Here is a 15,909-nt window from a genome sequence, read left to right on the forward strand (position 1 = left end):
CGGATTCGCAGGACGTATAATCCCTGTGCACCAAGGCAATTGATGCACATATGAAGAATCGGTCGTATCCACCGCGAGTGAGCCGACCGCACCGATGGGGGACGTGACGATGGCTCTGGACAACCCGCCGCTGCTCGAGGTCTTGACTTGGATTCGTTCCGGGCAGCTCCAGCTACCCGACTTCCAGCGCGAGTGGAAGTGGGACGATCAGCGCATCCGCGAGTTGATCGCGACAGTCACCCTCGACTATCCGCTGGGTGTCGTGATGACGCTCAAGACCGGCGGTCAGACCAGGTTCCGTGCCCGCCCGCTCACCGGAGCCGACGCGAGCGCGGCAGAGCCCGAGCAGCTTCTCCTGGACGGCCAGCAGCGCCTGACCTCGCTGTATCAGGCCCTATTCCTTGACCAGCCGGTACAGACGATCGACAGCCGCAACAACCCCATGAAGGTGTGGTATTACGTCGACATTGCCACAGCAGTGGGGTCCCCGAACGACCGGGACGACGCGATCGTTTCGGTCCGGCACGACACCCGAGCCGTCCGGCATCCGCACACCGGACGACCGCTTTTCGCGTTGACCGACACCGCCGCCGAAGTGGCGGCGGGCTATTTCCCGCTCCGGGTTGTCTTCGACCCGAAGGGCTACGCCCGGTGGCGGCGCTCGTTCATTCAAGCCGATGAGGACAAGAACTGGGATTTGTGGTCGGAGTTCGAAAACGCGGTGATCCAGCACATCAAGTCCTTCGCTGTGCCGATGATCAATCTCGGAGCCGACACCACTCCGGACGCGGTCTGCGCGGTCTTCGAGCGCGTGAACACCGGTGGCGTGCCGCTGAACGTGTTCGAGCTCCTCACTGCGACGTACTCCGGCAATAGGGAGTACGAACACGAGCACGGTGACTACTATCGGCTGCCTGTGGTGTGGGCCGACATCAAGAAGGGGCTGGCCACCGCTCGACCGGTCTACGGCAACATCGATGCAGGCACCGAAAACGGTCTCACCAGTAGCGATTTCCTACAGACAGTAGCGCTGGTGCGGACCTGGAAGCTCAAGCAGCAGCGGCCGTCGACCGCGGTTTCGTGCAAGCGACGCGATCTGCTCAACCTGCCCCTACATGACTTCGACGAGCTGGCGCCGGTCGTCCGGGATGCCTTCGCCTGGGTCGGCGACTTCCTGGCAGACCAGTGCATCGTCACCCCCGCCGACCTGCCCTATCGTTCGCAGCTGATTCCGCTGGCGGCCGTTCGTGCGATTATCGGCGAAAGAACCGACGAGCCCGCGATGTTCGACCTCTTGACGCGGTGGTACTGGTGCGGCGTTCTCGGCGAAATGTACGGCGGATCAACCGAGAGCCGCTTCGCGCGTGACGTCGAACAGCTTGTCGCCTGGACGGATGGTCGGTCACTCACACCGGATACCATCAGCGAAGCCATCTTCGTCGACACCCGCCTCGACTCCCTTAGCACCCGCAACAGCGCCGCATACAAGGGCATCATCGCGCTGCTGATCAAGCAGGGCGCCATCGATTGGTACTTCACTTCCGATCCGATGACCGCCAACACGCTGGTTCAATACGCTGTCGACATCCGCCAGGTGTTCCCGAAGCGATGGCTCGCCCGGTTCGGGGTACCGCAGTGGCAGGCTACCTCGATCGTCAACAAGACACCGCTCTCGGATCGCGCCAACAAGAGCGTTGTCGGTGCGCCCAGCAACTACCTTCCGGTTCTCGCCGGCGAATCCGGCACTCGTGAGGAATGGTTCGACGACATCGTCGCGACCCACCTGATCGATCCGGCCCTTCTGCACGCCGACAACTTCGACGAGTTCTACGAGGACCGAAAAGCTCAACTACTGTGGCTGGTTTCCCAGGCGATGGGCAAGAGCGCATTCGATCGCAACAGATCGGAGGTGTGAGTGTGTCCGGCACCGTGCTGACTGCCGCAGAAGTGGCAGACCTGCGCAGCAAGTCGATGCCTGCCAAAGATTTCATCGAACTGTTCGGATTCCGGCGACGAAGCAACGAGAGCGTCCTGGCGATCTCCGAGGCGCTCCGCGATGCCGGCCTCACCACGGCCCCGAATTTCGCCAACTGTCATCGTGACAAGACCATCACGGTGGTTCCGGCCGATGACGTGACGTACCACGACGAGGACGACGAGCACGACGACTTCGAACCAGGGACGTTGCCACAACGCCCGTTCCATGTCGGCGACCTGCAGTCGGCCCGATCCGGGATCCATTCGGTGCCACCGAACGCTACCCTCTCGCACGCGATCCACTTGATGCGGCAGCACAACTACTCCCAGATACCGGTGATCGACGGCCACTCGGATCTTCGCGGCGTTGTCACCTGGCAGTCGGTCGCCGCCATGCACGAGAAGAGTGGACGATCCGGGAAGCTGACCGATGCCATGATCGCCACCGCCGAATGCGCCGAAACCCATCACGAGTTGTTCCCTCGGCTCGCGCTCATCCACAAGCACGGGTTCATGCTCGTCCGCGAACCGAACGGACGCTTCTGCGGAATTGTCACACCCGCGGACATCACCGATCGATTCCATCAAATCGCCTTGCCCTTCTTTCTCGTCGGCGAGATAGAAGGCAAGCTTCGCACCCTGTTGCAGCCGATTCCACAGGACGGAATCGACCTGATCCGCTATCCATATCAGATGAGCGACCCCGTCACCATCCACGACATGTCGTTCGGCCAGTACGTCAAGCTACTCGAGAAGCAGGACGTCGAACCGGTCAAGAAGCACGCCAAAGAAGTGTCCGTGAGCGCCGACAACAACTGGCGGACACTGGGCTGGACCACCGTCGATCGCAAATTGTTCGTCCTGCAGCTCAAGCACGTCACTGAAATCCGCAACCGAATAGCCCACTTCAGCCCCAAGCCCTTACCAGACCGAGATATCGATGAACTCCACAGCTTCTGTGGTTTGCTGAACGACCTGATATAGACAATTCGATCACTATCGAGAACTGGGCCGCCCGAGATGGAACTCCAAGAAGGAACGATCGACGTCCACCGGTTCCGCAAGACGCCAGGTATTTCCACGTTTGACGATCTTCCCCGCGGCAGTGAATGGCAGCCTGTCACGAAATGCGGTGATTGCCAGACTCATATCGGGTACGTCGAGCGGAACGGTCACCCGCCTGATTCGGCCGGCGATTTCGGCATTCACCACGACTTCGCCACCGCTCTCCTCGACGTCACCGCTACCGGAATCCTGCCGCTTCAATTCCGTGACCGGACCGACGATGGTGATCCGCTCCGGTTCGGTCCGCCGCACCAGCCGGCGTTCGATATCCGGCAACTGATCAATGAGGCTGCGGTCGAGTGACACATGGCTGGGCACGACCGCACGCTGCGGTTCCGCCGGAGCCCATTCGAACGACAGGTCGAGCGAGCGAATCCCGTCACTACCGCCTATTTCTTGAAGTGCCTGCACAACCTGCAGTTTCAGTCCTTGGTCGACTGCGTCACCGATGCCGTCGAACTGATCGCGTGTCGCCGCGTAGCGCCTGGTCACGTCGAGACTTCGCGCCAGCGTTGTCATGGTTCGCCTGGCGAAGCTCGGAACGGCCACCGGTGCTCCGAGCTCCTCCGGTTCCTCCAGGGCGTCTTCATCACCGATTCGCGCGGCGACAGTGATGATGAAGCTCCCTTTTTTGGTGTGCCCCATCCGGACATCCTCGTTGAGGAATTCACTCACCGTATCCGGGATCCGACCACGTCCTGTTGTTTTCGGGTTGTGGGCGGAAAGGGCGGCGGCACGAATCATCTGATCGATGCTGTCCAACAGTGCGCTTGCCTGCCTGAGTGGGATCGTCCCGTCGTCGTATCGTTGGTCGACCCGGATGAAGAACAGATCCGCCCGTATGGACGCAACCTGCTCGGCAAGTTCGGGCAGGCCCAGCTCGTATGTGCTCGCGATGGTTTCTATGGCTTCGCGCATGCGTTTCGGATAGTCGACGAAAGACGGCTGGCGTGGCAGGAGAACAGAAACCGGTCGGCCACCCCCACCGGCGTCCAACACCCACACCTGATCGACTCTACGGTCCGTTCGGCACGTCCAATCACGCGTTGCGAGGAACTGTGCGACGTTGGCTGGGGTCAGGATATCGCCGTACTCACTGATCGGACCGGCTAGATTTGTGGCAGCCATGTGCTCGCCTCCTCCATCAACTCGAGCAACGCCTTGGGTGTCAGCAGATTAGATTTCGAGATGTGTACCGTCTGCGATTGTTGGTCCTGCTTGACCGGCGGTAGCAGGTGACCCCACTGCCAGTACATGTGACTTCGGGCGAGCAGCCCGTCGGCGCTCAGGTGCAGCCAGTGTCCTGCTTCTGGTGGCACGACCAAGACGCAGAACAGAGCCGGGTTCGAACGGTTCCGTTTCGAGATCAGGTCGTAGGTTCGGACGTCGAGTGACCAAGCCACCGTGTCGGCCCGGGCTATGGACTCCTGTCCACTGCACTTCAACTGGACATCGATCTTGGGCGCGTACATGTGCGGTGTGTAGTCGACACTCGAACTGAGCGTCGCATCCCGGCCGTCGTAGTCCTGCGACCAGCTGCCCACAGTCATCCCACAAGCGCTGGCCAGCATGTGGATATAGGCAACACTGAGGTCTTCCTTCATAGCGCTGAGCGGCAGGGACCCCTCGGGCAGCTCGTGGGAGAGCGCAACCGTCATCGCCGATGTCCTCTGCCAGGCATGGCTCATTGAACCACGGCGAGAGGACACCTGCCTGCAGATCGTTGCCGGGACAAAGTCCTGAACACAGCGCTGGACACCCGACAACAGCGGAAGCCACGGGCAACCGGACGTGAGCCGCTCACGCTCCGTGCGAGGATTGGACGGTGAACAGCGTTCCTGCCCCGGTCAGCGCCGTGCGCCGGCGCGATGTCATCGATGCGCTGCGCCGCGGCGCGGTCCCTGGCAACGGGTTGGATCTTCTCGCCACCGGCCTCGACCGGTTCGAATCCGCGCTCGATACCGAGCTGGACACTGTTGCCTCCGGTGGTGCGGTGTTCAAAGCTGTCCGCGGTGAATACGGATCGGGTAAGACGTTCTTTTCCCGCTGGCTCGGGGAACGGGCGCGGAGGAAGGGTTTCGCTGTCGCCGAAGTTCAGATCTCGGAGACCGAGACGCCGTTGCACAAACTCGAGACCGTGTACCGCCGCGTCACCGAGCAGCTGACAACCTCCAGCTTTCCGCCCAGTGCGCTGCGTCCGGTGGTGGATGCATGGTTCTACGCCCTCGAAGAGGATGCACTCGCGGCGGGCGCCGACGAGGAGAAACTTCCGACCGCCGTCGCGGAGCTGATGTCGGCGCGCCTGGCCGAGGTTTCCCGGCACGCGCCGTCGTTCGCCACCGCGCTGCGTGGCTACCACCAGGCGCTGCTGAACAACGATGAGGCGACAGCGGCGGCGATTCTGGCCTGGCTGGGTGGCCAGCCGAATGTTGCCGCGGCGGCTAGGCGCGCGGCTGGTGTCCGTGGTGAACTCGACCATTTCGGAGCTTTCGGATTTCTCCAGGGTCTGCTCACCGTGCTGCGCGACAGCGGTCACCGGGGGCTGCTACTGGTCCTCGACGAGGTCGAGACCCTGCAGCGGGTCCGCTCCGATGCCAGGGATAAGGCACTCAACGCGCTTCGACAGCTCATCGACGAAGTTCATTCGGGCCGATTCCCGGGTCTGTATCTGTTGATCACCGGCACGCCGGCTTTCTACGACGGGCAGCAGGGTGTGCAGCGGCTGGCGCCGTTGGCGCAACGACTGGCCACCGACTTCACCACCGACCCGCGGTTCGACAACCCGCGAGCCGTCCAGTTGCGGCTGTCCGGGTTCACGGCCGAATCGCTCAATGCTCTCGGTGCCACGATCCGCGACCTCTACGCCGAAGGAAGCACCGATCCGGGCCGCATCCGGCAGGTCGCGGACAACGCCTATGTGGCCGACCTCGCCACGGCGGTCAGCGGGTCGCTGGGCGGGAAGGTCGGCATTGCGCCCCGGGTGTTTCTCAAGAAGCTCGTGGGCGATGTGCTCGACCGAATCGACCAGTTCCCCGAGTTCGACCCGCGGCAGCACTATCAGCTCACGATCAACACCACCGAATTGACCGATGTCGAGCGCAATCTCGTCAGCGCCGACGAGATCGACCTCGAGCTGTGAGCGAGGCGGTGTGGGACCGGCTCGATCCGGTGGTGGTGCACCACATCGTCAACACCCTCGGCTGGCCGGGATTGCGACCACTCCAGGAACAAGCAATTGCACCATTGCTCGACGGTGAGGATGCGGTACTGCTGGCACCCACCGCGGGCGGTAAGACCGAAGCCGCATCCTTTCCGCTGATAAGTGCGATGTCACTCCAGCAATGGACCGGAACTTCGGTACTGTATCTGTGTCCGTTGAAAGCACTGCTGAACAACCTCGCTCCACGCATCGATGGCTACGCGCAATGGGTGGGGCGCCGTGCAGCATTGTGGCACGGAGACATCACCAACTCTGTTCGCGATCGGATCCGCCGGGAGCAACCCGACATTCTGCTGACAACCCCGGAATCGTTGGAAGCCATGCTGATCGGAACGAAGACCGATCACCACCAGCTTCTCGGCAACGTCTGTGCCGTGGTGGTCGACGAAGTGCACGCTTTCGCCGGCGACGATCGCGGCTGGCACCTGCTGGCGGTCCTGGAACGACTCCAGCGGATCACCGAGCGGCCGATTCAGCGAATCGGGCTGTCTGCCACGGTCGGTAATCCGGCCGACCTGCTCACCTGGCTCCAAGGCTCCGGTGCCGGAACCCGACCCGGGCAGGTCGTGGCGCCTGGCGTCACACTGCCCACTCCGGGGAAAAACGCATCGCCGCCGCCCGGCGATGTCGAACTCGACTATGTCGGCTCGCTGGAGAATGCCGCCAAAATCATTGCCGCACTGCACCGGGGCGAGAAACGACTGGTCTTCTGCGACTCACGCCGCCAGGTGGAGGAGCTCGGGGCCGCCCTGCGGACGCGGCAGGTTACGGTGTTCCTCTCCCATGCGTCGTTGTCCGTCGACGAACGGCGAAGGGCCGAGGAAGCATTCGCCGAAGCGCGGGACTGCGTCATCGTGTCGACGTCGACGCTGGAGCTCGGCATCGATGTCGGCGATCTGGATCGCGTCATCCAAATCGACTCCCCGGCAACTGTTGCTTCGTTCCTGCAACGCATCGGCCGAACCGGGCGCCGTGCAGGCACGATTCGGAACTGCCTGTTCCTGGCCACCACCGACGACGCTTTCCTGCAAGCGGCCGGTCTTCTCTTGTTATGGGGACGCGGCTGGGTCGAGCCCGTCACTGCCCCACCGGAGCCACGCCACCTCGTCGCCCAACAGCTGCTCGCAGTGACCTTGCAACAGCACAGCCTCGGCGACCGGATCTGGCCGCAGGAATGGAACGGGCTGGCACCGTTCGACATCTCGGCCACACCGATCCTGCGTCATCTGATCCAGGACGGGCACCTGGCTGACGACGGCGGCCTGCTCCATATCGGACCGAGCGCCGAGAAACGCTTCGGCAAAAGACATTTCCTCGATCTGACTGCCGCGTTCACTGCTCCCCCGCAGTTCACCGTTCTGGCGGGCCGACAAGAAATCGGCCACACCGATCCCTCGGTACTGACCTCCGATACAGCTGGTCTACGGATTCTGCTGCTGGCCGGCCGTAGCTGGCACGTCACCTACATCGACTGGTCGCGGCGGCGAGCTTTTGTCGAGCCCGCTGATTCCGGCGGAGTCGCCAAATGGTCGGGTGCCGGGATCCGCGGACTGTCGTTCGCGCTGAGTCGAGCGATGCGCGATGTGCTCGCCGGAATCGACCCGCCGGTCGGGCTCACCCGGCGGGGACGGAGCCTGCTAGACGACCTCAGGGCCACCAGGGACATCGATGCCGCCCATACCGACGGCACCGTGGTGGAACGGTCGGGTGACGCCGTCCGGTGGTGGACCTGGGCAGGGTTCCGGGCCAACGCGACCCTTGCTGCCACCTTGGAATCCGTCGTGGACCCGGTCCAGCGCCTGAACGATTTCAGCATCCGCCTTCGCGCCGATCTCACCGCTGAAATCTGGCGCGATGCGATCGCCGACCAACGCGGCCGCGATGGGAACGTGGTGCTGCCCAAAGCCGACGAACGTGCGATGCGGGGGCTGAAGTTCTCCGACGTGCTCCCGCAGAATATGGCTGCCGCCACTGTTTCCGCTCGGCTGGCCGATGTCGACGGCGCCGCGCAGGTACTCAGCGAGCCGATACGATTCCGGGTGAACTGATTCCGCCTCGATACGACCCACGTCGGGATCTGATCACGGCACCAAACCGGCAAGGAAATCCTGGGTTTCACGATCGGTGGAGTAGATGGTCACACCCTTCATCCCGCGGGTGAGCAACACCTTGTAGACGTTGCGGATCAACTGATCGAACTCCTGGTCGAACAGGTTCTTGGCCCGCATGGCACTGTCCACGTTACCCTCCCGCACACTCGTCAGACGCCCGCCTCGAATCACCAGATCGGGGCCGATGATGACCCCCGCCCAGTCGTATTCGAAACCCTGTGCGGTGTAGACGCAACCGACCTGCTCGAAACCGGCTGGGTCGGTCGCCCAGAACAACCGGGACGGAATGCCGTTGACCGACCTGTCCTCCTTGAGATTCCACGGCATCGACCATCCGCCGATACGAACGTCGTCGACGAGGCTGCCGTCATCATTCGGCGCACTCCACGGCCAGCAGTACCCGGCGGTGATCCGCGCGATCTCCCCAGCCTTGCTCTTCTCCCGCAGAAAATCCTGCATCTGCTGAGGTGAGCTGGCCACCCGAACCTCGAAATTGGGATCCCCTGCCCATACGGTCGGTCCGCCGACCCGCAAACCGACCAGCCGACGGACCCACTCGTCGTACTCCTCACTACCACCGCATCGGAACAGTCCGTCCAATTCGATGTGATAGACCTGGCATCCGGCCCGAGTCGCATGGGTGTGAATCTCCCGATAGGTCCCCACCTCGCCCGGCCGTACGACCTGATGCTCGTCCAGGAGAAACACCGGAACGTTGGCGGCCGCGATGAGCTCGTCGATCTGCGGCCGGCCGGTCCGCTCCTCCTTCTTGGAGAAGCGGTTCGTCGACACAGCCCGGATACGATGGGCCTCATCGCAAATCAGGACGTCGAGTTCGTTCTTGTCGTACTTGGCGAAGGTCCGGTAGTACTGGAACAGGCCCTTGAGCTCGGTGGAGCCTTTCGCCGGGTACTTCCGCAGCGACTCGGTGAACGCCTGCGAACCGGTCGCATGCCGGACCCGCTTACCCTCACGGTGCAGTTCCGCCAGCAGCGTGACCGCGATAAGACTCTTCCCGCTGCCCGGCCCGCCGGTCACGATCACAACGCTCTTCCCATCCTGCTGATGGGACAGCCGGACCTGCTCGAGCACGCGCTGGTAGGCGATCTCCTGATTGTCCAGCAGCGAGAACTCCGTCGGATGCCTCAATTCCGACGCCGTGAAAGCCAGCAGATCCGACCGACGGCGAATCGGGCTCGCCAGCAACCGATCTGCAGCAGCCGCGCCCGGATCAGGGGTGAACCGGGTGGACAGCAGCTTCAGGAAGTCCTCCCGCCCATCCTTGGTGAACATCCGGCCGAACCGATCGGGCTGTCTGGCCCGCAGAGTACTGATCGATTTCTCGGTAGCGTTGTGCAAGTATGCGACACCATGCACCGAGTGCGGCCGCTCATGAAGCACTTCGACATACTGCGAGAGGTACTTGCAGTAGCCACGCACCTGGTCGATCGGGTGCAGCTGCTCACGTGGAAGACCGCTGGCCCGAACGATCCGGTCGCTGTTGTAGGCCAGCTCCGCCTCGCTCCACTGCTTGAGCTCGACCACCATGTAGCTGTCCTCACCGGTGTTCGGATCCACCCCGGTGAGGATCACATCTGCCCGGGAATTCGTCGCAGGCAATCGGTACTCGAGCAACATCTCGACCTGCCCGAGGCCTACATCCTGCAGGTCGCGGGCGATCAGGGGAAGGCTGGCTTCCCAGGACCGCGTCTCGGACTTCGATCCACCACCCCGCCGCTGCAGATGCTCGATGAGCAGGTCTGCGAGGACCGCCTCCATCGACCAGGTCAGCACCTCGGCCGCAGTCGCCCGCACAGCCTTCTCCGCCACGCCTTCCACCCCTAGACAGCACGAAACCTCGTGCAGCGGGGGCCTATCCGGACAGCGGAAGCCCGTCGGGCCGCAACCTGACAAGCAAGATCGTAGTTGCTGTGAACCAGTGGTCTCAACTCACCCTGACGCGCAGGGATGACAAGCCGACGGACACCACCTCGGTGACCTGGCTCCATGTACGACGTCCTGCTCAGCACAGCATCGCCCCGGAGCTGACCGGAGAAGAAGTGCTTCTGTTCGGCCGGCTATCTCCTCGAATACGAACTGCGCGTCGTCACCAGCGCACCGGTCGCCTTCGCCCCGACGAGGCGATACCGCGTGACCCTCCCACTCGACGAGGGCACCATGAACGCGCCGAACAGCGACTGAACCGCCCTTACACCCCGTCGATGTCGATGACGCCGCCAACCAGTGCTTCCGCCAGCACGTCTCGCATTTCCTCCTCCGCCCGAATCGCCCGCCGCAGAGAGACGATCCGCGCCTCTCGCTGCACCAACGCGGCAACGATCACCTGCTGCTGCTCCAGCGGCGGTACCGGAACGTCGAGCTCGGCCAGCTCGCCCGCGCTCATGGTTGGTGCGACATGCACCGACGCGGTCGCCCGGATCCGATCACTGGTCCGCCTGCTGAGCAGGAACTCGAGCAGGTAGCGCGGCTGAACCTCGACGCCGGTTCGCACCCTGAGCCGGGTCAGGTTGGAGTCGAACAGCCACCCGTCCATGTCTTCGCCCACGATGGCGACATCTTGTACCTGCCCGACCCGGACGACGAGCAAGTCGTCGGCGCGCAAGCCGTAGTCCGCGAAATCCCGGGCGACTGCCTCCGTGGTCCGATCCAGACCTAACCGGCGGATATGCCTGGCCTCGAGGCTGCTGGGCCGGAGCACCGGTATGCGTGCGCCGTCACCGGTCGCCATCAGGGAGCGTTTGAGTCTGGACGGCCCGGCTTTGATCTCGCACAGCTCGCCGAGCTTGCGAACTTCCCAGCCCTCGGGGTATCCAGAATCTTGAATGTCGTTGCGTAGGAGTGGTGTAGGAGCCGAAACCGGTACCAGCGCTTCACCCAATGCCGTCTCTGCCGCGCGGCCGGCATCCTCGATGCGCCGGATCCGTGCTGCACCGGCGACATCGTCGGCACTGAGATACGTATGCGGTGTGAGCAGATAGCCGTGTGCCGCGACCACCGAAACCGGAACAGCCACGATCCGCGCAGGCCCGACGGCTCGTTCGATCATCACGGTGCGCGTTTCCCCCGACACCAGTTCGAAAGGCTCACGCACCAGCGCCGCGATCTGCTGGGCACCGGCGAAGACGGGCCGCTCACGCTCGCTCGTTTTGAACTTCAGCGTGGTCGCGTCGACCATCACGATGCGGGGCTCGGACGCGCCTTTGCGCGGATGTCCGAGAACCCACACCGTCGCATCCACTGAAGACACCGGGAACAGGTCGCTCGACAATCGGATGATCGCGCGTACGGCACCCCGCTCGACCAGGCTCGTGCGGATTTCGCGTTCGCGCTCATCAGATGTGGCCGCCGCGGAGACCGGCATCAGCACCGCGGCGCGCCCCTGATCGGCGGTGGCGCGAAGCGCCATCTGCAGCCAGGCGAAGTTCGCGCGGCGCTCCGGCGGTGCACCGTAATCCCAGGTGACCGCGACGTCGCCGAGCTGTTGATTGAATGGCGGGTTGACCACTACCGCGTCGCTTCTGAAGGTCGAAGCCTGGCGCCATGGTGCGGATCCGGTGACCTCGACCGAGACTTGGTGACCGCGCATGATCAGCAACATGCGGACCCGACGCATCGTCGCGCTGTCGCGACCTATCATCCGGACATCGGCCGACGGCGCGGATCCGACAGTGGCAGTGACCAGCTCGCCATGACGGCAATACAAATCCGCCACCGTGGAAACGGCGTCGATAGCAGGTTTCGCGCAACCGGCCATCAGCTCCGCCACCGCTTGCGGCGTGCGGTAGGTCGCCGGTGTCCCGCCCCCGGCTTCGGCAATCTCTCGGTGGATCGCTGCGAATCCCTGGGCGCCCAGTCCCGCAGCCACATTCACCAGCCGTCGCGCGGCGTCCAACCGGGTCGGACGCAGTTCGCCGAACACCGTCGCCGCAACTGGGGCGATGCCGTGCTTTCGAAGCACTGGATCAACCTCTGCCGCGATCGGTCCCAACAGACCGAAGTGCGATTCGATTCGCCCCCAGGCAGTTTCATCGACGACCCACACGAATGTGAGCAAAAGCGCCGCCTCGAGCACGGCGGTAGGCGGCGTTGCCGGGAACCCGCGAGAAGCAAGCGCTTTCACGTCCCGGACCGCCGGTGCCGGATCATCCGGCCCGGATCGCAGCGACACCGCGATGGTTCTGGCCGCGAGATGGCTCCGCAGCCGGGCGCCATAGGTGGCGTCGGCGGACTCCTCCACCCGCCTGTTCCTGGCCGGAATCACCCGGGTATCCAACCAGAGCACAATGTCACCGACACGGTATGTGCGTACCCTGCCGTCGGTCCGTCCTGCGGGGAAGCCTCGTCCACGACCCCGCCAATGCGCGATCGATGCCGCATCCACACCGATCGCCGCTGCCAGTTCGGTCGTTGTCATACACTCGTCGAGCGGGATCAATTCGCTCACCACGGCAAGCCAGACCGGATGACCAGGCACGCCACGACCACGGTCGCTGTCAGCATGATGGCGAGGAACACGACCTGCATAGCTTGCTTCCATCCCGCCTGCCCAGATAGGAAAGCATCGAGCAGGGTGCCGATGAGGCCGAGAACAGTGGTCGGACGGTTGGGCCGCTGCGGTACAGGCGGTTGGACGGTTGGCATGGTCCCCTCGAAAGTTGTGGTGGCACTGTGGGTCTCAACCCTGCCACCACCTCCTCCGATGGTACAACAGGTCACATGTCATTGATTGCGACGACCTGCCAGCGATAGCCTGGTGATCATGAGGAAATTTTCCCAGTTCACGTCACCAGCGAACCGCACCTCTGCGCTGCAACCCCTTCAGTAGCATCCTGGGCGTAGTAACACTACGCCGCTGACTGGAGTGGCTAGTGCTGGACCGAACCCCGCGGCTGCCAGCTGTTCTGCTGGCTACCCACGCTGTCGCGCCCGTGAACATGCGCTCTCGGTTCCGGTTCTCCGGGCGGGAGTTCTCCGCTCATCCGGTCGGACTAGCGCGTGGGAGCAGCGCAGTCCCGCTTCACGAATCGTGGATTCGCTACTCGCGGCTCGGCGCCAGTACCCCCGCGGTCAGCCCCGTCCCGATCAGCTCGGCCGCACTGACGGCGGCATCCGCGGTCCGAGCTGCCGCCACTCGCAGCAGATGCAATCTGCGGAAAGCCTCCGCATACGGCTTCTGCTCGGCGAGACGCATGATCGGGATCCGCAATCGGGACGGGTCGAGCCGGATCGTGGTCGAGCCGAACATCGCCGCCGAGTTGTCGGGACTGCCGATGAACCCCGCGAAGAACCAGGGATCCAACCTGGTCGGGTCGGTCCGGAAGACGATTACGCCGGAGCCGGGGACCGCACCGATGTCGGCACCCTCGGCGACGCGGGCGCTTTGGGCGGCGCCGTGGTCGTCGCGGAATCGGGACACCAGGACGTCGCCTTCACGAATCAGTTCAGCGGACACCGCAACACCTGGTCCGGTGAGGCCGGATGGGCCCAGTCCGGCGAGGAGATCCCGGCCGGAAAGCACGGGACGCTGGGGCGCGTCGGGGTCTGCGGCTTCAGGGGTTGTGGGTACAAGCCGAACCGCCTCACCTCGTTCGAGATCACCGACGGTGGCGGTGCGCAGCGCGGTGTCGCTATGAATGGACCATTCCTCTACCGTCTCGGCGACGCTGACTAGTTCGGCGAGTTGCTCGCCGAGTAGGGCGATGGCCGCGTATGCGGAGGCCGCCACATTGCTGGGGTCGATGGCGGCGCGGACTCGGCGGGCCGGCGTCAGGTCGACATCGTCGTCGAGGATGTCCATCGTTCGGACGACCGCAGCGAGGTCGGCGACAGTGGCGGCGCCTACGTCACCGTGGTCGAAGGCGCGCCACGAGTCGAGGACGCGTTCGGCGAGGACTTGCCAATCTGATTGGGCGTCACCATGACTAGGCAGTCGTGCAGAGTCGGTGAACAGCACCGATTCAGCGGGTTCCGCGCCGGGACGACGCAGCACCCAGATCTGGAGCCCTACCTGGCGTGGTGTCGATGCCCCCTGCGGCAGCGCGATCACCGCACGCAGGGCACCGCCACGGAGCAGCTCCATGCGGATTCGACGACCAGATGTCCGGGAGGCGACGGCAGGGGGAAGGAGAACGACGGCAGTCCCTCCGACACGCAGGTGCGCAAGAATGTGCTGAACCCAGGCGAGTTCGGATTCACCGCGCGGCGGCACCGAGTACTCCCAGCGGAGGTCGACCGCCAAAGACTCCGCACCCCAATCACGCTGCACATAGGGAGGATTGGCTAGCAGTCCGTCGAACTTCTCACCGGGGAAGGCGTCATCGAGCAGACTGTCACCAGTACGGATGTCAACGGTGGAGACGGGGACTCTCGCATGCAGTAGAGCGGCGGTGCGGGCTACCTGAACGGGGAGCACGTCCTGGCCGGACAGCGCGGTGGCACCGATCCGGGCGGCTTCGAGAAGGAGTGTGCCACTGCCGCAGGCGGGATCGAGCAGGCTGCTCGGCGGTGGAGAAGCTGCGGCCTTGAGGATGTCGGCCATGAGAGCGGCGACGGGCGGGTCGGTCGGGTAGACACCGGTGCTCGGCACCGCGTCCAGGCCTCGCTCGGCGAGCACATCCAGGACCTGCTTGACGTCGGTCGCGGCGATGGTGTCGCGAAGAGCTGCGTGCAGTGGCATATCCGGCGCCGAAGTGAGGTCACCGACCAGCTCCATCAGCGCGGGCACGGTGGCCGGGTCGACGCCGGACCGCAGCGCGGTGCGCAAGTGCTGCAGCGGTGAGTCGGCGGACTGCACCCCGTGTCCACGCAGCCATTGCTGTACCTCGCCGAGATCGAACAGGGGTCGAGCCTCGGAGCCGCCAGCCACCGGGACCGGGAAATCGGCGTGCCTACGGCGCCAATTGCTGACAGTCGCGCGGGTGACACCTGCCATCCGGGCGATCTCCGCTGCGGCGACTGTGGCGGTTGAGTCCGACATCTGCCTCCCTTCGATCTGCCACCACGTGGAGGGGGTCGTCAAACGCCAGGTTACACCAAATGAGATTGACGATGTTTTCAACATTCACCGCGCTCACGTCCAATGTTCACCGGAGCAAGTCTTGAAAGCATTGTTAGCGGCTTTCTGGTGAGATAGCTCAACTGCTACGTTTACCCATCGGCCGCGCACCCTCCCGCCGACCGCAGAGCAGACTATGTCGCACTGTTTGCTGCGGCAGACGGCTACCTTTCAGGCCTCCTCGATGCCGATCGCACGCTCCGTGTTGTTCTGCTGGATGACGCTTTCGCCAAGATCGATGAACGCGCGATCGGTGAGCTGATGCCGCCCAAGAGGAATCGGTGCTGGCGACGCTGATTGCCGACCTCTCGATTACATCCTGACGTAATTCAGATGAAGGACGCAAAAAGTCCCTCCAACCGAAGTTGGAGGGCCTTTCGCAATGATGTTCCGGCGGTGTCCTACTCTCCCACACCCTGTCGAGTGCAGTACCATCGGCGCAGGTGGCCTTAGCTTCCGGG

At 63.8% G+C, this 15,909-nt stretch carries 10 protein-coding genes; 5 read left to right on the forward strand and 5 right to left on the reverse strand.

Annotated elements, in window-relative coordinates:
- Nucleotides 1–109: 109 nt before the first annotated feature.
- Both ACFYWJ_RS32485 and ACFYWJ_RS32490 read left to right on the forward strand, forming a co-directional pair.
- Nucleotides 110–1,915: a DUF262 domain-containing protein gene (locus tag ACFYWJ_RS32485; protein ID WP_355279808.1), complete on the forward strand. Its 1,806-nt coding sequence runs from the start codon at nucleotides 110–112 to the stop codon at nucleotides 1,913–1,915.
- A gap of 2 nt (nucleotides 1,916–1,917) precedes the next feature.
- Complete coding sequence (locus ACFYWJ_RS32490) at nucleotides 1,918–2,961, forward strand: CBS domain-containing protein (RefSeq protein ID WP_355279806.1); 1,044 nt, start codon at nucleotides 1,918–1,920, stop codon at nucleotides 2,959–2,961.
- A 12-nt stretch (nucleotides 2,962–2,973) separates the two neighbouring features.
- Here the strand turns inward: ACFYWJ_RS32490 and ACFYWJ_RS32495 are convergent, their stop codons facing one another.
- Both ACFYWJ_RS32495 and ACFYWJ_RS32500 read right to left on the reverse strand, forming a co-directional pair.
- Nucleotides 2,974–4,170, reverse strand: coding sequence for a hypothetical protein (locus tag ACFYWJ_RS32495; RefSeq protein WP_355279803.1), 1,197 nt, complete (start codon nucleotides 4,168–4,170; stop codon nucleotides 2,974–2,976).
- Nucleotides 4,152–4,700, reverse strand: a complete 549-nt coding sequence (locus ACFYWJ_RS32500) for a DUF4365 domain-containing protein (RefSeq protein ID WP_355279800.1) — start codon at nucleotides 4,698–4,700, stop codon at nucleotides 4,152–4,154. The genes ACFYWJ_RS32495 and ACFYWJ_RS32500 overlap by 19 nt, the downstream gene beginning before the upstream one ends.
- A gap of 167 nt (nucleotides 4,701–4,867) precedes the next feature.
- On the opposite strand from ACFYWJ_RS32500, the gene brxD reads away from it, so the two are divergent.
- The gene (brxD, locus tag ACFYWJ_RS32505; protein WP_355279797.1) at nucleotides 4,868–6,181 is read left to right on the forward strand and encodes a BREX system ATP-binding protein BrxD; all 1,314 of its coding nucleotides are present in this window, start codon (nucleotides 4,868–4,870) and stop codon (nucleotides 6,179–6,181) included.
- A complete protein-coding gene (locus tag ACFYWJ_RS32510; protein ID WP_355279795.1) occupies nucleotides 6,178–8,310 on the forward strand; it encodes a DEAD/DEAH box helicase in 2,133 nt (710 codons plus the stop codon). The genes brxD and ACFYWJ_RS32510 overlap by 4 nt, the downstream gene beginning before the upstream one ends.
- 33 nt (nucleotides 8,311–8,343) lie before the next feature.
- Here ACFYWJ_RS32510 and ACFYWJ_RS32515 read toward each other — a convergent pair whose 3' ends face one another.
- The 3 genes from ACFYWJ_RS32515 to ACFYWJ_RS32525 form a co-directional block, all read right to left on the reverse strand.
- Nucleotides 8,344–10,203, reverse strand: a complete 1,860-nt coding sequence (locus ACFYWJ_RS32515) for a DUF2075 domain-containing protein (protein ID WP_355279793.1) — start codon at nucleotides 10,201–10,203, stop codon at nucleotides 8,344–8,346.
- A gap of 379 nt (nucleotides 10,204–10,582) precedes the next feature.
- Nucleotides 10,583–12,838, reverse strand: coding sequence for an N-6 DNA methylase (locus ACFYWJ_RS32520; protein WP_355279791.1), 2,256 nt, complete (start codon nucleotides 12,836–12,838; stop codon nucleotides 10,583–10,585).
- Between the two features lie 591 nt (nucleotides 12,839–13,429).
- Nucleotides 13,430–15,370, reverse strand: a complete 1,941-nt coding sequence (locus ACFYWJ_RS32525; protein WP_355279788.1) for an N-6 DNA methylase — start codon at nucleotides 15,368–15,370, stop codon at nucleotides 13,430–13,432.
- A gap of 222 nt (nucleotides 15,371–15,592) precedes the next feature.
- On the opposite strand from ACFYWJ_RS32525, the gene ACFYWJ_RS32530 reads away from it, so the two are divergent.
- Nucleotides 15,593–15,745 (forward strand): hypothetical protein, encoded by a 153-nt coding sequence (locus tag ACFYWJ_RS32530; RefSeq protein WP_355280171.1) that lies wholly within the window; start codon nucleotides 15,593–15,595, stop codon nucleotides 15,743–15,745.
- Nucleotides 15,746–15,909 lie beyond the last annotated feature (164 nt).

Origin of the sequence: Nocardia sp. NPDC003269, from assembly GCF_042888005.1 — a bacterium.
GTDB lineage: Bacteria > Actinomycetota > Actinomycetes > Mycobacteriales > Mycobacteriaceae > Nocardia.

Coding starts and splice junctions, on each gene's coding strand:
- ACFYWJ_RS32500 (WP_355279800.1), bottom strand. CDS start 4,700: ATGACGGTTGCGCTCTCCCACGAGCTGCCCGAGGGGTCCCTGCCGCTC.
- ACFYWJ_RS32485 (WP_355279808.1), top strand. CDS start 110: ATGGCTCTGGACAACCCGCCGCTGCTCGAGGTCTTGACTTGGATTCGT.
- ACFYWJ_RS32495 (WP_355279803.1), bottom strand. CDS start 4,170: ATGGCTGCCACAAATCTAGCCGGTCCGATCAGTGAGTACGGCGATATC.
- ACFYWJ_RS32525 (WP_355279788.1), bottom strand. CDS start 15,370: ATGTCGGACTCAACCGCCACAGTCGCCGCAGCGGAGATCGCCCGGATG.